General features: G+C 57.3%; 26 protein-coding genes and 2 pseudogenes. 2 read left to right on the top strand and 26 right to left on the bottom strand.

Translation table 11 applies throughout. The annotated features are described in order from the left end of the window. Window positions 1-76 precede the first annotated feature (76 nt). From fliR to fliF, 13 genes and pseudogenes are all read right to left on the bottom strand, one after another. Window positions 77-869 (bottom strand): annotated as a pseudogene (fliR, locus tag ACJTMZ_RS03980) (flagellar biosynthetic protein FliR); the annotation flags it as partial. Between the two features lie 6 nt (window positions 870-875). Then, the gene (fliQ, locus tag ACJTMZ_RS03975; protein WP_003859587.1) at window positions 876-1145 is read right to left on the bottom strand and encodes a flagellar biosynthesis protein FliQ; all 270 of its coding nucleotides are present in this window, start codon (window positions 1143-1145) and stop codon (window positions 876-878) included. Between the two features lie 10 nt (window positions 1146-1155). Continuing rightward, entirely contained in the window at window positions 1156-1893 is a 738-nt protein-coding gene (fliP, locus tag ACJTMZ_RS03970; RefSeq protein WP_015572437.1) for a flagellar type III secretion system pore protein FliP, read from the bottom strand. Beyond that, a complete protein-coding gene (fliO, locus tag ACJTMZ_RS03965) occupies window positions 1893-2267 on the bottom strand; it encodes a flagellar biosynthetic protein FliO (protein ID WP_015572438.1) in 375 nt (124 codons plus the stop codon). Before fliO ends, fliP begins: the two co-directional genes overlap by 1 nt. Window positions 2268-2269: 2 nt before the next feature. Beyond that, entirely contained in the window at window positions 2270-2683 is a 414-nt protein-coding gene (fliN, locus tag ACJTMZ_RS03960) for a flagellar motor switch protein FliN (protein WP_003859592.1), read from the bottom strand. Beyond that, window positions 2680-3684: a flagellar motor switch protein FliM gene (gene fliM / locus ACJTMZ_RS03955; RefSeq protein ID WP_003859594.1), complete on the bottom strand. Its 1005-nt coding sequence runs from the start codon at window positions 3682-3684 to the stop codon at window positions 2680-2682. Before fliM ends, fliN begins: the two co-directional genes overlap by 4 nt. A 4-nt stretch (window positions 3685-3688) precedes the next feature. Further along, complete coding sequence (fliL, locus tag ACJTMZ_RS03950) at window positions 3689-4159, bottom strand: flagellar basal body-associated protein FliL (protein WP_003859598.1); 471 nt, start codon at window positions 4157-4159, stop codon at window positions 3689-3691. Between the two features lie 106 nt (window positions 4160-4265). Beyond that, window positions 4266-5480 carry a flagellar hook length control protein FliK gene (gene fliK, locus ACJTMZ_RS03945; RefSeq protein ID WP_047740851.1) on the bottom strand — a complete coding sequence of 405 codons (1215 nt, stop codon included), beginning with the start codon at window positions 5478-5480 and terminating at the stop codon, window positions 4266-4268. Continuing rightward, the gene (fliJ, locus tag ACJTMZ_RS03940) at window positions 5477-5920 is read right to left on the bottom strand and encodes a flagellar export protein FliJ (protein WP_017383343.1); all 444 of its coding nucleotides are present in this window, start codon (window positions 5918-5920) and stop codon (window positions 5477-5479) included. Before fliJ ends, fliK begins: the two co-directional genes overlap by 4 nt. Window positions 5921-5941: 21 nt before the next feature. Further along, the gene (gene fliI, locus ACJTMZ_RS03935) at window positions 5942-7312 is read right to left on the bottom strand and encodes a flagellar protein export ATPase FliI (protein WP_017693144.1); all 1371 of its coding nucleotides are present in this window, start codon (window positions 7310-7312) and stop codon (window positions 5942-5944) included. Beyond that, a complete protein-coding gene (gene fliH, locus ACJTMZ_RS03930) occupies window positions 7312-8019 on the bottom strand; it encodes a flagellar assembly protein FliH (protein ID WP_047740852.1) in 708 nt (235 codons plus the stop codon). The genes fliI and fliH overlap by 1 nt, the downstream gene beginning before the upstream one ends. Then, window positions 8012-9010 carry a flagellar motor switch protein FliG gene (fliG, locus tag ACJTMZ_RS03925; RefSeq protein ID WP_003859608.1) on the bottom strand — a complete coding sequence of 333 codons (999 nt, stop codon included), beginning with the start codon at window positions 9008-9010 and terminating at the stop codon, window positions 8012-8014. Before fliG ends, fliH begins: the two co-directional genes overlap by 8 nt. Next, on the bottom strand, window positions 9003-10685 hold the full coding sequence (gene fliF, locus ACJTMZ_RS03920) for a flagellar basal-body MS-ring/collar protein FliF (RefSeq protein WP_017383346.1): 1683 nt from the start codon (window positions 10683-10685) through the stop codon (window positions 9003-9005). Before fliF ends, fliG begins: the two co-directional genes overlap by 8 nt. A gap of 228 nt (window positions 10686-10913) precedes the next feature. On the opposite strand from fliF, the gene fliE reads away from it, so the two are divergent. Further along, window positions 10914-11228: a flagellar hook-basal body complex protein FliE gene (gene fliE, locus ACJTMZ_RS03915; protein ID WP_003859612.1), complete on the top strand. Its 315-nt coding sequence runs from the start codon at window positions 10914-10916 to the stop codon at window positions 11226-11228. Window positions 11229-11254: 26 nt separating this feature from the next. Here fliE and ACJTMZ_RS03910 read toward each other — a convergent pair whose 3' ends face one another. Together ACJTMZ_RS03910 and xisR are read right to left on the bottom strand one after the other, a co-directional pair. Continuing rightward, on the bottom strand, window positions 11255-12550 hold the full coding sequence (locus tag ACJTMZ_RS03910; RefSeq protein ID WP_063137343.1) for a site-specific integrase: 1296 nt from the start codon (window positions 12548-12550) through the stop codon (window positions 11255-11257). 45 nt (window positions 12551-12595) lie between these two features. Then, complete coding sequence (xisR, locus tag ACJTMZ_RS03905) at window positions 12596-12841, bottom strand: excisionase family protein (RefSeq protein WP_001856431.1); 246 nt, start codon at window positions 12839-12841, stop codon at window positions 12596-12598. A gap of 100 nt (window positions 12842-12941) precedes the next feature. Between xisR and ACJTMZ_RS03900 the strand changes: the two genes are divergently transcribed. Next, window positions 12942-13142, top strand: coding sequence for a hypothetical protein (locus tag ACJTMZ_RS03900; RefSeq protein ID WP_125913338.1), 201 nt, complete (start codon window positions 12942-12944; stop codon window positions 13140-13142). 9 nt (window positions 13143-13151) lie between these two features. Here the strand turns inward: ACJTMZ_RS03900 and ACJTMZ_RS03895 are convergent, their stop codons facing one another. From ACJTMZ_RS03895 to ACJTMZ_RS03845, 11 genes and pseudogenes are all read right to left on the bottom strand, one after another. After that, entirely contained in the window at window positions 13152-13373 is a 222-nt protein-coding gene (locus ACJTMZ_RS03895; protein WP_408626869.1) for a TraR/DksA family transcriptional regulator, read from the bottom strand. A 91-nt stretch (window positions 13374-13464) separates the two neighbouring features. Then, a complete protein-coding gene (locus ACJTMZ_RS03890) occupies window positions 13465-13656 on the bottom strand; it encodes a DUF1382 family protein (RefSeq protein ID WP_408626868.1) in 192 nt (63 codons plus the stop codon). Then, window positions 13653-14360, bottom strand: coding sequence for a hypothetical protein (locus tag ACJTMZ_RS03885; RefSeq protein ID WP_248039113.1), 708 nt, complete (start codon window positions 14358-14360; stop codon window positions 13653-13655). Before ACJTMZ_RS03885 ends, ACJTMZ_RS03890 begins: the two co-directional genes overlap by 4 nt. After that, window positions 14357-14575: pseudogene (locus ACJTMZ_RS03880) on the bottom strand (hypothetical protein). Before ACJTMZ_RS03880 ends, ACJTMZ_RS03885 begins: the two are co-directional and overlap by 4 nt. Further along, window positions 14572-15606: a DNA cytosine methyltransferase gene (locus ACJTMZ_RS03875; protein WP_337277254.1), complete on the bottom strand. Its 1035-nt coding sequence runs from the start codon at window positions 15604-15606 to the stop codon at window positions 14572-14574. Before ACJTMZ_RS03875 ends, ACJTMZ_RS03880 begins: the two are co-directional and overlap by 4 nt. Continuing rightward, window positions 15603-16262, bottom strand: a complete 660-nt coding sequence (locus ACJTMZ_RS03870; protein ID WP_110870716.1) for an MT-A70 family methyltransferase — start codon at window positions 16260-16262, stop codon at window positions 15603-15605. The genes ACJTMZ_RS03875 and ACJTMZ_RS03870 overlap by 4 nt, the downstream gene beginning before the upstream one ends. Next, the gene (locus tag ACJTMZ_RS03865; RefSeq protein ID WP_264882473.1) at window positions 16259-16411 is read right to left on the bottom strand and encodes a DUF1317 domain-containing protein; all 153 of its coding nucleotides are present in this window, start codon (window positions 16409-16411) and stop codon (window positions 16259-16261) included. Before ACJTMZ_RS03865 ends, ACJTMZ_RS03870 begins: the two co-directional genes overlap by 4 nt. After that, entirely contained in the window at window positions 16408-16836 is a 429-nt protein-coding gene (locus ACJTMZ_RS03860; protein ID WP_408626867.1) for a regulator, read from the bottom strand. Before ACJTMZ_RS03860 ends, ACJTMZ_RS03865 begins: the two co-directional genes overlap by 4 nt. After that, complete coding sequence (locus ACJTMZ_RS03855; RefSeq protein WP_408626866.1) at window positions 16833-17513, bottom strand: lambda exonuclease family protein; 681 nt, start codon at window positions 17511-17513, stop codon at window positions 16833-16835. Before ACJTMZ_RS03855 ends, ACJTMZ_RS03860 begins: the two co-directional genes overlap by 4 nt. Continuing rightward, on the bottom strand, window positions 17510-17716 hold the full coding sequence (locus tag ACJTMZ_RS03850) for a MarR family transcriptional regulator (RefSeq protein ID WP_275369009.1): 207 nt from the start codon (window positions 17714-17716) through the stop codon (window positions 17510-17512). Before ACJTMZ_RS03850 ends, ACJTMZ_RS03855 begins: the two co-directional genes overlap by 4 nt. Beyond that, complete coding sequence (locus tag ACJTMZ_RS03845; RefSeq protein ID WP_408626865.1) at window positions 17713-18630, bottom strand: recombinase RecT; 918 nt, start codon at window positions 18628-18630, stop codon at window positions 17713-17715. The genes ACJTMZ_RS03850 and ACJTMZ_RS03845 overlap by 4 nt, the downstream gene beginning before the upstream one ends. Between the last annotated feature and the right edge of the window lie 7 nt (window positions 18631-18637).

Here is an 18637-nt window from a genome sequence, read left to right as displayed (position 1 = left end):
CGCGTCAGATATATCCTGGTAGATGTTTTTCGAGATTATTTTTAGGAATATCCTCAGAAAGACATTGCAAACACTGCGGGTTATTATTTGCGTGGAAGTTCGCTGACAATATCCGCTAACAGATTGAATATCTCGCTGAATAAATGCTCGCAGAAGGGGGCGATAAGTGGCATCAATAATGACATTAATAAAAGGCCAACCGTCAAAGTCACCGGAAAGCCGATGACGAATACCGACAGCTGCGGAGCCATTCGGTTGAGTAAACCTAATGCGAGGTTAACGGTGAGCAGCAGGGTAATGATCGGCAGCGCCAGCATCAGCCCGTTGAGGAAGATCAGCCCGGCAGCCCGCACCAGCGCCAGAAACGCGTTGCTGTTTACCGGGTTGTCGCCAATCGGCAGCGTGTGGAAGGTGTCCACCAGCATCGAGATGAGCCACAGGTGGCCGTTGAACGAGAGAAACAACAGCATCGCCAGCAGGTCGATAATACGCGCCAGCACGGGCATATTCAGGTGGCTGCCCGGGTCAACGAACGTCGCGAAAGACAGGCCCATCTGCAAACCGATAAGTTCACCCGCCGTTCGTACCGCGGCGAAGGCGAGCTGCATCGTAAACCCGACCGCCACGCCAATCATCACCTGTTGCAGGGCAATCCAGATCGCATTCGGGGAAAAGATCGGGATATCCACCGCTGGCAGGGTAGGGGCAACGATAATGGTGATAACGATGCCCAGCCCAATTTTGACGCGTTTAGGCACCGACTTTTCACTGAGTATGGGGGCGGTGGAGATCAGCGCCATGATGCGCAGCATCGGCCAGAAATAGATCCCGAGCCACTGAACAAACTGATCGCTGGTGAAATGCAGCATCGTCCGTCAGCCGATGATGTAAGGCAGATTGGTGAACAGGTTGCGCATATAGTCCAGCAGCAAATTGAGCATCCATGGCCCGGCAACGATAATCGCCACGAAGACGGCAATGATCTTCGGGATGAACGACAGGGTCATTTCGTTAATCTGCGTGGCGGCCTGGAGAATACTGATAATCAGACCGGTGACCAGCGCAACCAGCAGCAGGGGCGCGGCGACGGCAATCGCGACTTTCATCGCCTCCGTGCCCATCATCATGACCGACTCAGGCGTCATTGCGCGCTCCTCAACTGTAGAAACTCTGCGCCAGCGAGCTGACCAGCAGCTGCCAACCGTCGACCAGCACGAACAGCATGATCTTAAAGGGCAGGGCAATGGTTGCGGGTGGGACCATCATCATCCCGAGCGCCATCAGGACGCTGGCGATCACCAGGTCAATAATCAGGAACGGAATGAAAATGGTGAAGCCAATCTGGAACGCCGTTTTGAGCTCACTGGTCACATACGCCGGGAGCAGAATGCGCATCGGCACCGCTTCCGGCCCCTGTAACTCACCCGTGTTAGCGAGACGGGCAAACAGGGCCAGATCCGCTTCGCGCGTCTGGCGAAGCATAAATTCACGTAATGGCTGCGCGCCCTTTTCCAGGGCAACCTGCATGGAAATTTTATCTTCGCTGAACGGCTGGTAGGCCTCGGTGTAAATCTTGTCGATAACCGGCGACATAATGAAAAAGGTCAGGAACAGGGCTAAACCCAGCAGCACCTGATTGGGCGGCGCGGACGGCGTGCCGAGCGCGTTGCGCAGCAGGCCAAACACAATGATGATGCGGGTGAAGCTGGTCATCATTAGCAGGATCGCCGGGATAAAGGTCAGCGAGGTGATGAATACCAGCGTCTGCACGGACAGGGACCAGCTTTGTCCACCGTTCGCCAGCGGCGTGGAAACCAGCCCCGGCAGTTGCGCATACACAGAGGGCGCGAACAGGCCCAGGCCTGTCAGCGTAAGGAATAACAAACGGCGCATCAGGATCTCCCGGGACGCTTGAGCAAACTCTTCATTACGGACTGGAAATCCGCAGGGGCCTGGGCGTTAGCCTCCACCGTGACAGGCGCAGGGGGGAGCGTGTGAAGGACGTTAATGCTGGAGGCGGTCACGCCCAGCACCAGTCGTGCATCTTCCACCTCCACAATGACCACGCGCTCGCGCGGTCCTAGCGGTGTGCTGGCGCTGACCTTCAACCCGCGGGTACCGGCCGTTTTCCCCGCCAGACCGAAACGCTTTGCCAGCCAGGCGGCGATAAGGATAAAGGCAATAATACCGAACAGCGCGCCGCTCACCTGGAGCAGCGGTGAGCCGGGTACGGCGGAGGGCGCGGACAGTGTTGCCTGGGTTTTCATACTTAACGACTCAGACGACGCATGCGTTCGGAAGGGGTAATGATGTCGGTGATACGTACGCCGTATTTATCGGCCACCACCACTACTTCGCCCTGTGCAATCAGGTAGCCGTTGATCAGAATATCCAGCGGCTCACCCGCTAAACCGTCAAGCGCCACCACGGAACCCTGCGTCAGGCGCAGCAGCTCTTTAATGGTCATGCGGGTGCGACCCAGCTCAACGGTCAGCTTGACCGGAATGTCCATAATCAGGTCGATGTCCTGCAACGTGCCGCTGACGTCGCCGCCGCCTAACTGCTGAAAGACCGCGTCTGCCGCGCTTTTCGTCGGCGTCGTTTTCTGCTCGTTTAACGCGTCAGCCCACAGATCGTCCAGTGCTCCGCTGTTTTCATCGGACGGATTGTTCATGTCACTCATTTGGGCTGTTCCTCATTCAGCGAATTCAAAATCGGGTTGATCAAGTGCTCAACGCGTAACGCATACTGGCCGTTAATCGTGCCGTACTGGCTTGTCAGCACGGGTACGCCATCCACATGGGCAATAATGCGGTCGGGTTTATCTATCGGCAAAACGTCGCCGGGTTGTAATTTCAGGATCTGCGATAACCGCATGGAGATGTCGGCGAAGTTGGCCACCAGCTCCAGCTGCGAATGCTGCACCTGACGCACCAGGTTTTCACGCCAGTTCTGATCTTCGTGACGTGAGTTCTCCAGCGGCGGGTTCACCAGCAGTTCGCGCAGCGGTTCAATCATGCTGAACGGCAGGCAGATGTTGAACTCGCCCGTCAGGTTGCCGATCTCGACGTGGAACGGGGTGTTCACGACGATGTCATTCGGGGAGGTGGTGATGTTGGTAAACTTCACCTGCATCTCGGAACGCACGTACTCCACTTCCAGCGGGTTAATCGCTTTCCACGCGTCGCTGTAGGATTCCAGCGCAAGCTTCAGCATGCGGTTAATCACACGCTGTTCGGTATGGGTAAACTCGCGGCCTTCCACTTTGGTCGGGAAACGGCCATCGCCACCGAACAGGTTATCCACCGCGATGAACACCAGGCTTGGCGAGAACACAACCAGACCGGTACCGCGCAGCGGTTTCAGATGGATCAGGTTAAGGTTGGTTGGCACCGGCAGGTTGCGGGCAAACTCATGATACGGCTGAATGCGGATCGCACCGACGGTGATATCCGGGCTACGACGCAGCAGGTTAAACAACCCCATACGGAACTGACGTGCGAAACGTTCGTTGATGATCTCCAGCGCCTGTAAACGCTCGCGCACCACGCGACGCTGGGTATTGGGATCGTAGGGACGAATATTATCATCGCCGGTCAGACCCGGCTTCGGTTCGTCACTTTTATCGCTGTCGCCGTTGAGCAGCGCATCGATTTCTGCCTGAGAAAGAATACTGTCGCCCATGTCGTTACCGCAGAATGAAGGCTGTATACAGAACGTCAGTGACTTCCTGCTTAGGTTGGCCGTTTACCAGCGGGGTCGCCAGCGTCTGTTTAATGGCATCGACCAGCTTTTGCTTGCCCACATCGGTGGCGAGCGCGGAGGCATCCTGACGAGAAAACAGCAGCAGCAGACGGCTACGCACTTCTGGCAGGTAGTCGTTCAGGCGTGCACGGGTCGCTTCATCTTTCAGACGCAGCGTAATACCCACGTAAAGCACGCGATCCGCATCGCCCAGGTTCACGGTGAACGTATCCAGCGGGTAGAAGACCGGCGCCGGTGGAGGCGGCGCTTCAGCTTTGGCGGCCGCGCTGGAGGGTTCCTGCTGCATACGCCAGTAACTGTAGCCTGCGGTGGCGCAGGCCGCGAGGGTAATCAACACCAGCAGCGGGATCCAGATGGAACGCTTGCTTTTTTTGGTGATAGCGGAGTCTGTCATCTGATACGAGCTTCCTGTTTCGGTACAGCTTAATACGGTGATTATCCCGTGTCCGGCTTAGGTCAAAGCGTGGAAAAGACGGGGATAATCACGTTACCTCTGGCGTTTAGGCAAAGATGTCTACGGCACGGCTGCCGCGCGCGGCGGATTGCAGGGCGGCAGGGGCAGGCAATAACTCTTCACTCTCATCGTTAAACCCGCCATGCTGGCCGGAACGCGAAGTGTGCTGTTGCTGCCCGGATGAGGACTGCTGTTGCCCGGCAAAGCCCTCGCTGCTGACGCTACTTTGGGAAAGCTGAATGCCGTTTTCCGCAAGCTGCGTGCGCAGGATCGGCAGGGCCGCTTCCAGCGCCGCGCGGACGTGGCTGTGGGGCGAAACCATCTGCAACTGCGCCTGGTTGTCATCCAGCTTAAGCGAAATTTGCACCTGACCCAGATCCTCCGGGTGCAGACGCAGCTCTGCGGTCTGCTGTCCCTGCTTTGTGAACAGGGTGATGTGCTGGCTCAGATTCTGCTGCCATTCGTGCGTGCCCAGCGGCTGGCTTAACACCGGCGCTGTCGCAACGGTAGCGGCAGGCTGTGAAGGCGCCAGGTGACTTACGATCGGTGCCAGCGTCGCGGTTGGGCTGGCGGCAGACGACGCCGCGCTCGCTACGTCCTGCTTCTCCGTGACGGCGGCGACGGCTGGCGTAACGGCTGCCGTGGCGGGCAGCGATGTGTCGCTGTCCTGAACCGGCATTTTTTCCTGACCCGTTAACGCATGGCTAAGCGGCTGATGCTGGCCGTTGTCCGTCTGGGCTAGCGCAGAGGGGAGGGCAGTTCGGGGGGCGATCTCCCCGGTGCTCGCAGGCTGCGTCGCTACCGGGGTGGTGGTCTGCTGGTGCGGTAACATCGCCATCAGCGCGCTTAACCCGGCCAACTCCTCTTCTTCAGTCGTGGTCTCGCTGTTTGTTTTCGCCTCCGGCTGGGTCAGCGTCTTCAGCGCATCCGTATTCGCGGCGGGTTTCAGGCCGGAGACGAGGCTTTGCAGGGAGACGGCGGTATCTTCACCAGTCAGGGTCTCCTGACGGGAGAGCAGTTCGGCGATTTTGGCCTGGAGCGTGGTATCACCGTTTTTTTCCTTTGCCGCTGTCGACAGCTTGTTGCCCGCCGCTTTCAGATCCGCCAGCGTCAGCGGGGCATCTTTGCCTTTGCCGGTGGTCTCGGTCAGCGCGCCCGCCAGCAGAGAAAGAAAATCTTGCGCGCCCTCAGCGCCTTTCCCGGTCAGCGTGCCGCCGGACGGGTCGCTGTCGGTCATCAGCAGTTGTTGCAGTGTGATCATTCTGGTTTCCTCATTGATGCGCGCTGGGCAAACTCATCCATTTTTTTCTGATCCAGACGGTTTTCCGCCAGGGTCGAGGCTGCAATCTGTCGGTCCTGTAAGGTTTGCCAGGCCTGCAACCGCTGTTTTTTCTCGCGCCAGAAATTCAGCGCGGTATCGACTTTTTGCGTCCACTGGTTGAGCTGCTGGCGATGCTGCTCAATCGCCTTTTCCAGCGTCTGGATAAACTGCTGATAGTTAATCCAGCGCTGGCTACCAATGCCTTGCGCCATGTCGGTGTTAAGGTTGGTGCGATATTCATGCTGATAGTCGATTAACATCTTCAACTGTTCTTCAGCCTGCTGGCACCCGCGTCGCATTGCGCCAAGCTGCAATGCGGCATCATCAACTTCTTTTTCAGCCAGATCTTTCAGCGTTGATAACGCGCTGTTCTGCGCCATGACCTTCGCCCTCCACCTGTGTTACACCTGCGGGAAAATCAGCTCCAGTGCCTGGAGGGAATCTTCCCAGTCGGCGCGTTCAAAAATACCCTGTTGCAGAAATGCCTCCAGCTGCGGCCACAGGGCAATCGCTTTATCGAGCATCGGGTCGCTGCCTTTGGCGTACGCCCCGACGCTTACCAGATCGCGGTTGCGCTGGAAGCTGGAGAGCAGTTGTTTGAAGTTACGCACGCGGGCGTAGTGTTGCTCGGTGATCAAGGCCGTCATCGCACGGCTGATCGAGGCTTCAATATCAATTGCCGGATAGTGCCCGGCTTCGGCCAGACGGCGCGACAGCACGATATGGCCGTCGAGGATCGCGCGCGCGGAGTCGGCAATCGGGTCCTGCTGGTCATCGCCTTCGGTCAGTACCGTATAGAACGCGGTGATGGAGCCGCCGCCGCTGATGCCGTTCCCCGCGCGCTCAACCAACGCCGGGAGCTTGGCGAAGACCGACGGCGGGTAGCCTTTGGTCGCGGGCGGCTCGCCGATGGCCAGCGCAATCTCACGCTGCGCCATCGCGTAGCGGGTCAGGGAGTCCATAATCAGCAGCACGTGCTGGCCCCGGTCGCGGAAATCTTCCGCAATACGCGTGGCGTAGGCGGCACCCTGCATACGCAGTAGCGGCGACACGTCCGCAGGCGCGGCGATCACCACCGAACGGGCGCGGCCCTCCGCACCCAGAATGTTTTCGATGAAATCTTTGACTTCGCGACCACGCTCACCAATCAGGCCAACCACGATAACGTCCGCCTGGGTATAACGCGCCATCATGCCGAGCAGGACCGATTTACCCACGCCGGAGCCGGCAAACAGCCCCATACGCTGGCCGCGTCCCACGGTGAGCAGGGCGTTAATCGGCCGCACGCCGGTATCCAGTACGTGCTCGATTGGCGTGCGTTGCAGCGGGTTGAAGGGTTGGGTGATCAGCGCGCCGGTTTCGGTGGTATCAGGGGAGGGCAGGCCATCGAGCGGTTTGCCGCTTCCGTCCAGCACGCGGCCCAGCAGCGCCGGACCGAGCGGGAGCTGTTTGCCGCTTTGCAGGCCGTCACCGCTGATGTTTTTCGCGTAGACGCGGGCGCCGGGCAAAATCCCTTCCACTTCTTCAAGGGGCATCAGAAACAGGCGCTGACCGTTGAACCCGACCACTTCGCTTTCCACTTCACGCGTCTCCCCCCCGTCCTGACGCTCAATCACGCAGGTGGCGCCGAGCGGAAGTTGCAGCCCCGTGGCTTCCAGGACCAGACCGGTGGCGCGCGTCAGGCGTCCATAACGACGAACGGATGGCAGCTGCGCCATCTTCGTTTCAAAATTATCGAGCGTGTTAAGCCAGCGCGTAAGGCGAGCGGTCATCAGACGACTCCCGGTGCCGCCAGGCGGCACAGTTCCTGCCAGCGGGTCGCGACGCTGGCATCCAGATCGCCCTCATCCGCCGAGACCTTACAGCCTCCGTGATGGAGCGACGGATCGCCGCGCAGCCGCCAGCCGTGCAGGCTCAGCGTCGCGCCGAGGCTCTCTTCCACGCGCTGCAAATCATCAGGATGAACGCGCAGCTGCGGTTTGCCGCTGAACAGCGGCTCCTGCTGGAGCAGGGCCTGGATCTGCTTAATCAGCGAGGCGTTATCCACTACCGGCGTCTGGCCGATCACCTGACGGGCCGCCTCCAGCGCCATCTGCATCAGGCGCGAGGCAATCACGCTGTCGAGCGCATCCAGCGTGTGCTGAAACTCGCTCACCAGTTGCTGCATGCGGGCATGCAGCGGCGCCTGCTGCTGGCGCGCCTGCTCAATGCCCTGCTCTAAACCTTTCGCCAGCCCTTCCTGATAACCCTGTGCGTGCCCGGTCTGACGGCCTTCGTTCATCCCGGCGTTGAAGCCCTGCTCGTGCGCCTGCATTTGCATCTGGGCCAGCATCTGGGCGCGCTGTTCCTCTTCACTCAGCTCGGGGATGCCCGCCCCGGCGTCGCCCTCGTCGGACGACATAACGGCAGGGGTGAACTCTGCGGTGGGAGGGGAGAGGTCGTCAGGCGTCCAGCGCTTCCACGACAGTTCATCAGACATAGGTGTCGTCTCCGCTGCCAATCACCATCTCGCCGGTTTCTGCCAGACGACGAACAATAAGCAGGATCGCTTTCTGTTCGTTTTCCACCTGAGACAAACGCACCGGGCCACGGTTGGCCAGGTCGTCGCGCAGGATATCGGCCGCACGCTGGGACATGTTGCGCAGGAATTTCTCGCGCAGCGGCTGCTCGGCGCCTTTGAGGGCGATAAGCAGCGATTCGGAGTCCACCTCCTGAAGCAGGCGCTGGATACTGCGGTCGTCCACTTCGACCAGGTTTTCGAACAGGAACATCTCGTCGATAATTTTCTGCGCCAGCTCGCCGTCGAACTCGCGTACCGCCGTAATAACCGCCTCTTCCTGCTGCGTTTTCATCAGGTTGATGATTTCCGCTGCCGTTCTCACGCCGCCCATTTTGCTGCGCTTGAGGTTCTGGCCGTCGAGCAGGTTGTTCAGCACTTCGGTCAGCTCCGCCAGCGCGGCTGGCTGGACGCCGCCGAAGGTGGCGATACGCAGCATCACGTCGTGGCGCAGGCGCTCGTCGAACAGCGCCAGAATATCGGCCGCCTGACCCCGTTTGAGGTGGACCAGAATGGTGGCGATAATCTGCGGGTGCTCGTCGCGAATAAGATCGGCGGCGCTTTGCGGCTCCATAAAGTTGAGCGTTTCGATCCCGCTGGCGGTGTCGCGCGTTTCGAGAATATCTTCCAGCAGGCTGGCGGCGCGCTCTTCGCCCAGCGCCTTAACCAGCACGGAGCGCAGGTATTCGTTGGCGTTGACGTTGAGCGCGGCAAACTGCTCGGCTTCCTGCTCAAACTCCGCCAGCACTTCTGTCAGCTGCTTGTTGGAGATCTGGCGCACGTTGGCCATCGCCGCGCTGAGGATCTGCACTTCTCGCTGGGAGAGGTGTTTAAACACTTCCGCCGCGCGATCTTCGCCAATGGTCATCAGCAGGATGACGCTTTTATCGGTGCCTGTAAGCGTATTACTCATGTTCGTTACCCATCCAACCGCGGATGACCAGCGCGACGACGCGCGGATCGTTATCTGACATTTCGCGAATGCGCTGGCTCATCACCTCTGCGCCCATACGCTGGTTAGCACGGCGCTGCTGCATCTGTTCATCTTTGCTGAGACGAACTTCAACCGCTTCTTCCTCGTCCGGACGCGCGTTCTTCTGTTCCAGCGCGGCTTTCTCGGCTTCAGCACGGCGCTGTAGCTGAGGACGAACGCCCTTACGCCACAGCAGCCACGCGACAATCAGCACCAGCAGCCAGCGGCCTGCGGACATTAGCTGATCGAAGAACGCCTGCTGTTGCCAGAACGGCAGTTCGCCACCGGTCTCATCCACCGGGTTGAACGGTGAGTTCACAACGTTGAGGGTATCGCCACGTTTTTCAGAGAAGCCCATCGCTTCGCGGGTTAAATCTTCGATCTGCTTCATCTGCTCCGCTGTGAGCGGCAGCGGTTTACCGTCCGGCAGCGTTTTGTAGTTCACCACCACGGCAACAGAGAGACGCTGAATATCGCCCGTGTTCAGTTTGGTATGGCGGATAGTCCGGTCGACTTCGTAGTTGGTCGTTTCGTTACGGCTGCTGTTACGCGGGCCGGTACTGTTCGCGGTCGAGGTCGTCTGCTGATTCGTTTGCTGACCGTTCTGCGGGTTTGCCGGCGGGGTGGAGATTGGCGCGGCGTTGGCAGGCGCTGGCTGGTTAGAGAGCGCGCCCGGCACACCGCCAGGATACTGTCCGCCGACCTGTTCCGTCTCATTGATCTGACGCGAGCGTAACACGGCGCGGGAGGCATCCCCGTTCGGGGCGTACTGCTCTTCGGTCTGTTCTTTATTCGAGAAATCAATCTGCGCTGTGACCTGCGCGTGTACGTTGCTGCTGCCGACCACCGGGCCCAGAATCGCTTCGATGCGACGCTGGAGACGGCCTTCCACATCCGCGGCGTATTTCAGCTGAGCGTCGTTGAGATCGCGCCCTGCGGTGTTGGACTGCGTCAGCAGATGACCACTCTGATCCACCAGCGTAACGTTACCCGGCGGCAGGCCGGCCACCGCACTGGAGACCAGGTGCGTGACGGCGCTGATCTGCCCTTCATCCAGCGCACGGCCAGGTTCGAGGTTAACGGTCACAGAGGCCGAAGGGGACTTTTGTTCACGGACAAACAGGGACGGCTTAGGCATCGCCAGGTGCACGCGGGCACTTTTCACCGGGCCTAAGGTTTCAATCGTACGGGCCAGCTCACCTTCCAGTGCGCGCTGATAGTTAACCTGCTCGCTGAACTGACTGATGCCGAATTTTTCCTGATCCAGCAGCTCAAACCCAACCGCGCCGCCTTTTGGCAGCCCCTGCTGGGCGAGACGCAGGCGAAGCTCGTGCACTTTATCTGCCGGTACTTCAAGCGCACCACCGTTATCGGCAAAGCGATACGGGATGTTCATCTGGGTTAACTGGGTGACGATGGCACCGCCATCCTGGTCGGAAAGGTTGCTGTAGAGCGTGCGGTAATCCGGGCTTTTTGCCCATAAGACCATCGCGACAACGATCGCAATGGCGGCAGCGCCTGCCACAATCAACGGGATCTTAGGGTTGGCGCGAAGGCGGTTCATCCACTCGAGTGATTTATTCTGTGGCGCTGTCGATGCTGCTGTCGCACTCATTGCGCACCTCTTAAATCCTGGTGGTTTACGTTATTCGTGTAGAGAAACAAAACTGACTCCCGGGTCGGCAAACACGACAAAAGTTCCATACTGATGGCCCTGCCATTATTTGATGATTCGGGATTTTCTATGCGTCAAATAACCTGGTTTTTTAACGCTATTTACCGCCATTATCTTATTGACAAGCTGTTAGTCTTGACCTCGTAAAAAACCATCCAGGGGAGAGTCATGGCTATACAGGGCATTGAAGGGGTACTCAGTCAGTTACAGGCAACGGCGATGACCGCCCGTAATCAGAGCGTGGCTGACCAGCCGCCGGGCGTTAGCTTCGCCGGTCAACTGCATGCGGCGCTGGACCGGATCAGCGACAAGCAAAACGCGGCCCGTACCCAGGCTGAGAGATTTACCCTTGGCGAACCCGGCGTGGCGCTCAACGATGTGATGGCCGATCTGCAAAAAGCGTCGGTGTCATTGCAGATGGGGTTGCAGGTGCGTAACAAGCTGGTGTCGGCATACCAGGAAGTGATGGGCATGCAAGTTTAGTTTATCTAACCTAATGATATTTATAATTAATAACCATCCGATCCCACGGCGTGGGGCATGGATGGGGCAAACTCACTCAATTTCTGGTTGAGGATGAGTACCTGGTCCTGGTTATTTTCAGCCATCCAGGATCCGTACACCCGGTAAACCATTTGCGCGTCGGTGTGGCCCATTTGCTTCGCGATGAAGTTCGGGTTTGCACCGGCAGCTAACGACCAGCATGCATACGTGTGTCGGGACTGGTATGCTCTGCGATAACGAATCCCGGCGCGTCGCATTGCCGCTTCCCACGACTGGTTAATCGATCCCACTGCGTAATGATGCCCGGCACGGCCATTACGTGATGCGATCTGCGGGTTGAACACGAACGTGCATGGATGCACATCGGTACGGCCATACTCGCGCAGTTTCACCTCAACCTGATACTGCTTACCCAGGCGAGTTAACTCGGCCTGGCTCTTCAGCACGTCGATCGCTGGCTGAATGAGGTTGATGATACGGTCCGTCCCGGCCTCTGTTTTCGGAAGGGTGAACTCCTTCGTTAACGTGTGGTTCCGGCGGATCATCATCGTACCCGCTTTCAGGTCGATATCTTCCCAGGCCAGCGACACAAGTTCTCCGTGGCGCACGCCGGTGTAGACGGCAAGAGACCACATGTTTTTCAGTTGCTGGTGGGCGCAGGCGTTAATCAACCTGACAAACTCATCGCGCGTCAGCGGGTCAGGCTCGCATCGTGACCGCTTAAGCATGGCGATCCCGGTGAACGGATTCACCCGTACATAACCGCTATCAGCGGCAAACTTAAACATCCCGCTCATGGTCTTCATGTAGTTGTTGACCGTTCTGACTGAGCGACCCTTAACCGGCGTTTTCTGCCCGACTTTCAGCGTGTGATAACCGGTCAGCAATTCCTTCCTGATAAACAGCAGATCTTCCTGCGTTACCGCAGATACCAGCCTGTCCCCACCAATCCTGGGCACCATGTTGCGCGCTATAGATGCATAGCGTGACATCGCGTTGGTGCTGATCTCCATACGCTTCAGTTCAAGCCACTTGTTCGCCAGCTCCAGCACGGTGATTTCCTTGCTCTCCACCCCAAACCTTTTCAGGTTAGGCGAGTCTGGGAATTGCGCTGCATAGTTGAAGTTGCCGGTCTTAATCGAAAAGCACACCGACGCGCGCAGCTCGCCAGCGACCTTTCTGTTTTTTGGTGTATCCGGCACACCGAGGCTTTCACGCACCCGGCTGCCTTTATAGATGAACCATATACGGAGCGTCCCGCCATGATTCTCCACGCCTGTTGGGTATGCTGACTTAGCCATTATTCCCTCCTGACGTCCAAGAGCCCGCTAAGCATAAACGGATCTTCATTGGCGCGCACCCGGCTGTTTCTTTGACATGCTCTCAACCCACTGGTCGACAGCCTTTCGGTTGTACATGCATTCGCTGTTTTTCTTCGGCACGCCGTCCGGGGAAACATGCAGATATTCCCGCCCGATCATCCAGCAATTTTTGCGGGCCCGTTCGATGGTGCCCGGGCGAAGGCCGGTAATCTCGACGAGCTTTTCTTCTGTTACCCAGTCGTTGGGCACGATTAAGGTCATTTCGCTCATGGGTTTCTCCAGGCAAAAAAATGCCCCGACGAGCGAGGCTTTTCTATTTTGAATTACCCGCTAAAGTTAATTTTGACGATCTAACTTTGGGGTATACCAAATGACTACAGTTCAGGGCTTGAGCGTTGGCGATATCGTTTCGTTAAAAGGCGAAGATGGGGAGTGGCTAGTAGAATCGATTATACGAAACGATCGTGAGCAACAAATAGTTTATTACCATGAGGAAACAGGAAACTTCATCCAAATGGACATTGCCGACGCATTAGCAAAACTAGACGTAGTGCTTCGCAAGGGGGAATAGCTTTTTACATTAATTAATAAGTCCTCTCTGCTTGTTTTTGAGCTCGATGACGCCCTGGCACTCCGTGCACGTCTGGCAGCCGGGAACGGCAGCGCGCCGCGGCTCGGGAATTGGTTCGTCGCATTCTTCACAACGCTCAGCTGATACGGCATTGCGGTTCACTCGGTGAGCCGAAAGGGCAGCGTTACGCTGAAGCTCTTCAATCTCTGCTGCGGTATCGATGATGTCCATGGTCAATGCTCCCGGAACTGTCGGTTAATTCGGTTGAAGGTGAACGCCAGCAATAAAAAAGGCCGCTTTAGCGACCTGGTGATTAGTGCCTTCATGTTGCACCGCCTTCATTCTTCTCTGCTTCGACTGCCATCTGCTCAAGCCGTCGCGATAGTTCGGCTGCCAGCGTCTGGAATTCATCTTCGGTCGCCGCCGGGATCGGCACAAAACGAATCCAGATGTGCGCAAGGTTATTGGCGATTTCCAGGCTTTTCCTCAAATCAACGGGTGAGGCTCTGTTCATGCTGACGCCATCCTTACCGCTATGAATTTCGACATAGCTTTATCGACCAGCTTGGTGTTGTGGTATTTGGAGATCGCCCAGGTGATGGCAAAGAGTATCCAGCGGAAATGGCTGGTGTAGGTCTTGAATGTCAGCCCGTCGCAGACGTCCCACGCACTCCAACTTTCGGGCCAATCAGCGTTATAAACTGCCTGGTATGCTTCCCAATCATTGCTAAACCCACCGCGGCATAATTCACGGACTACCTCACGAACTTTGGCTTTATCACTGTCTGGAGTGTCGTCTTCATCATCCCAGTCTTCGTCTTCCTGCTGGTCTTCTGGGGTATCTTCCAGATACTCGCTCATTGATTCCTTCAGGCTTCGGCAAAAAGCATCATGATCGTACTCTTTCGCCAATAGCTCACACGCTGAATAGCCAGCGCCAGCCTCCAGCTTTTCGGACCAATAACCGGTGTTAATACCGTCTTGCCACGGACCGAAAAAGTCGAACATGTCCGCGATACGGGAGAATGTCCAGGTTCCCATGTCGCCGGTGACAGTCAGATATCCCGGCCAGGTGATAATGTCGAAGTAATAACAGGACGTACCGGGCTGCTTCATGCGCAGGTGTCGGTAGAGACCTTCATCACGGATTATTTCAAGTCGGTGAAAGGCCGTATCAAGCAGAAATCGGGTTGATGTATCTATCTGTCGGCGAATCATTGTTCGGCTCCAAACCGCCCGTTAAGGCGGCCAGTTTTGACGACGAACTCCAGGAGGCTAACTCCCAGAGCTTCAATTTTCTTGTGATGCTTGTTGATGATGGGAGGCACAGTTTCGTTCCAGTTAGGCTTTGGCTTCTTGCGCATGGCCTGCTGGATTTCCTCGGTTCAGCGGCGGCAGGCGGCGCGGATGGCGTTGTCTGTTTCTGGCGTCATAACCCCTCCATATAGGCCCGGATAAATTCAGCCGCGGCCTGTGCGTTTATGGCGTTCCCATAGCCTTTGAGTCGGCCGACGCGGTTGCTGCTTGCCACTCTTGCCACCCCGGACTCGACTCGTCCCAGGCGCGCGGCAGCCCCATCAACCAGCGGGAATGTGCCGGGTTCAACTGGACGCCATTTGCCATCTCGACATAAGAGCCAGTCCGCATCTCGCCAAAAACCGTTAACCTCAAGGGGCCTACCATTGATGCGGCCATTGAAAACGGCATCCCTCCCTGGGCGTAACGTTTCTCCCTCATCGCCGATTCTGTTGTTGGCGTAGGCCACCCGGTCAGCAATGCCGAACCTGGAAGCTTCAGGCATACCTTCGGCGAGTTGTCTGGATTCTTCCCGCTGTAGCAATGGGTTGAACCGTTCGCGTCGTTGGCAACCGGCGTCTGCCATCCAGTTAACTTCACCGATCCAGCCAAATTCTGTAGCCCCCGGGGTGTTTCCGGTTGCGGGTTCGTGTTGCAGGTTGGAGTTGGCCACCCAGTAGGCCCGTTCTCTGATGTGCGGCGCACCGATGCCCGCTGCCGCAAACGGCACAATCCCGAAGGCGTAGCCCATTCCTTCCAGGTCAGCTTGTACAAGGTCGAACCATGTGTTTGCGTTACCGCTTGCAACCTGTTCGCCAAAGACATGCTGAGGTCTGCGCTCGCTGATGAGGTGGAAGAAGTGGGGCCATAAGTGCCGCTCGTCAGCAAACCCATCACCTTTGCCTGCCGCGCTGAAAGGCTGGCACGGGCAGGAACCGGTCCAGACAGGCTTATCGTCAGGCCATCCGGCGAGGCGCAGGGAATGAGACCAGACGCCAATTCCGGCGAAGAAGTGGCACTGCGTGAATCCTCGCAGGTCGTCAGGTATGACATCTTCAATACTCCTTTCATCAACTTCGCCCGGTGCGATATGACCGCCGGCGATCAGGTTACGCAGCCACTGGGCAGCGAACGGGTCGATTTCGTTGTAATAAGCTGCTGGCGTCATGCGGCCTCCGTTTTCACAACGTCGATGGCGCAGCCGGGGATCAGCTCAACGGAAGCGGCGGCGCACTGGTTTCCCCAGTGGCTCCAGCCTGGCGCTGCGCTGCGGCTGAATAACTCAATCCGCGGCACGTCTCCGTAGAGCAGCTCCAGGCGGTGGCGAACTTCCCACGGCTTCTCGCTGTGAGCGCCGAGTGGGCTGTAGACCACCTGCTTAATGCCAGCATGCTGGCGTTCCAGACCGGCGCCGCGGGTGGCGATCAGCACGTCTTCGGTATTGGCGCGGGTGTGGTTGCCACCGTTCATGCGCGTCTCGGCGTTTAGCAGATCGAGGAAGTCGTAAAAGTCGGTGACTTCACCATCGGCCAGCGCCTTGTTGATGCGCAACTCGGCATTCTGATTCAGCTTCACCCAGGTAAAGCCCTTCATCGTGCGAACTGTAAAGCCCCAGGCCTCGGCCAGTTCGATAGCCTCCTGGTTATGCGTGCCGGTGTACCACATCGCCAGCACTGCATTTTCGGCGGCAAGTTCCCACACTGGCAGGCGCTTGATGTCGATGAGCTTCATGGTGGAGTAGTGATCGGCAGCGGCGCCGTTGCTGATGGTGTTGCCGTAAGACCAAGGGGGATCGACATACAGAAGTGAGTATTTCGCTGTCATGCCGCCTCCTGCCTTTCCCGATATTCCTCAGCGAGCCGCTGGGCCTTTAATGGATTGCTGACCACTTCACCCCATGGCATTAGCCAGCCGTTACTAATGAAGGGAAGGCACAGTGTGCCAACCCTGATGTCGTCGTGAGCGTGAGTCATAGGATGGACTCCATTTCGTCAATGTAGAGGCCCTGAGCAATCAGGCGGCGACGGCGGGCGGCACGTTCAATGCACTCCTGCCGTCTGCCTTCCTGCGATTGCTCAATTGCGCGCTTGGTGAACAGCCGCGATTTACCCTGCGGCGTTACGACCTTTGGTTTCGTTACCAGGTCGAAAGTCCGGTCGCAGATGCCGTCCTCGTTGATCCACTTTTCCGACTCAACGATCTGCGCTATCTGTCCGGTGCCGCGGGTAATGCCGTTGGCGACCCGGTTAAACTCGATGAGCGTTACGTCAAACTTCTCGGCGATTTCGCTGCCAGTGACCGGGCGGCCGCGCGTCTGAATCATCCAGATAACGCGCTCACGGAGGCCGGAGAATTGCCCGGTTCGCCCGGGCCGGCGGTAAAAGGGTGTGCGTTTCATTTCCACTGTTCCCCGAACGTGAAGCCGATCTCCGCCAGAGCCTCGTCCATCTTCTCGATGAACTCCGGCACCATTTCGTTGAAATCGGTCATGTACTGCGGATCCCGCTCAACGACGACGTGGTGAATGCCTTCGCGTTTCATGCGCGGGTCGTAGTTGGCAAAGAACCAGGCCTCTTTGCCGGTCACCCACATGCTGTACTGTACCTGGGCCATGTACGCAGACTTGATGGCCTCAAAACCCCCAAGGCGGAATTTCATGAAGTCGCGAGAGGTGAAAGGGCATTTAAGCTCAAGGCCAAACCCGTTACTGCACAAGCCGTCAGGGGAGCACGCAGTGCGCATGCTCTCGTCACGGAACAGGATCGGAGACTCCGTGACTTTCACGTCAGTGGTGAACTCGAAGAGGGTACGAGCATCTTCCTCGTACTGCTTGCCCCAGGCCAGCGCCTTGGCGTTAACCTCTGGCGCCACGCCGGTGCATACCTCGGCGAGCAAGGTGTGGAAGTAGGACATTTTCATGTCAGTCCACTTCTTCCCCGATCTTGGCTTGGCGATGACGTTGTGCACTTCTGAGGCAGTAATAACGCCGAGCCTTAATTTGGCCCATGCTTCATCACCTTGCTCTACGGTGGACACATCAATTCCGGTCCGGGCAAGGATAATTTCTGGTGTCATAGTTTTACCCTGTATACGTTCTGCTTATTTGAACGGGTACCATCGTGAAACCATATCGCGCACCTGGTGACTTCTATCCATTTACGCCGCTCAAGCTCGGCGATGAACCATGAAACGCGGGACTTTGTAATGCCTAAAATCTTTGCCATGTCGCGAATACTGTGTTTTCCGCTTCGCAACAGTGAAAGGAGGGAAGGTGTCATGCTGCCGCCTTTTGCCTGAGGAACCCGAGAGCCTTAACACCTTCCACTTCTGTTAGGTCGGCTGGCTGCGAGATAGGACGTTTGAAAATGCGTGAGCAGAGAGGGAGGAGATCGGCATCCCATGTCTTATCCAAGGAGACAAGCAGGTCGTTAATCTCTTTCTGCGTGGTTTCGCTAAGCGGCGTTATATCGCGCTCAGGCTGACGCTCTGCTGTAAAGTTGATGCCTTCTTCGCCCTCGGTGTTAACGTGGTCTATGGCGGCGTCCAGGCGCTCACGGCGAGGCCAGTATTTTGCTGCCTGCTTCACGACCGTTTTGAGGATCATCTGCTCTTCATCGGTGACCCATGGACACTTCTTGCTATTGTCGGATTTGTACTTCTTCCATGCTTCAGACCGGTCACGGATAGAGTAGATGGCATCAATACGCATCGTGTGAGTGAGGTAATCACCATCGTCAGTTTTTACCGTTACATACGCCCCTACGATGTCCCCGCGCTGTTCTTCGGTATCAAAGTCGTTGTAGATGTGGATCGGCGGCTTATCGAGCCCCTCGCGGCGGAATTGGTCGTTCCTACGAACTATGGCCGACTGACACCACTTAATTGCGCCAGACTGCTGCGCAATGTGCATCAGGCCCATGTAACTAATGTCGAGGCAAATGGCCCCTTTACGCGGAACCAGGTAAGCAAGCTTCTGAGCCGGGTTTAACGAAATGCCGATAGCTGCAACGTTGATGATTGCGTTCTGCGTGCTGGTCTGGTTCTGAAATGCAATCTTGGCGAGGTAGTCGTTGTTTTGAAATAGCTGGATGGCGAACTGGCTTTCCTTGGCCCACACCATCCTCTCGTCAGTGGCCGCCTTAGTGAATAGCGGCTCCTGTTGTTTGACGAAATCAATAAGGGTTAAGCTCATGATCACT

Origin of the sequence: Enterobacter sp. DN, from assembly GCF_046054285.1 — a bacterium.
Taxonomy (GTDB): domain Bacteria; phylum Pseudomonadota; class Gammaproteobacteria; order Enterobacterales; family Enterobacteriaceae; genus Enterobacter; species Enterobacter hormaechei_C.
The sequence above is the reverse complement of the archived record's forward strand: the minus strand, read 5'-3'. Positions and strand labels throughout refer to the sequence as shown.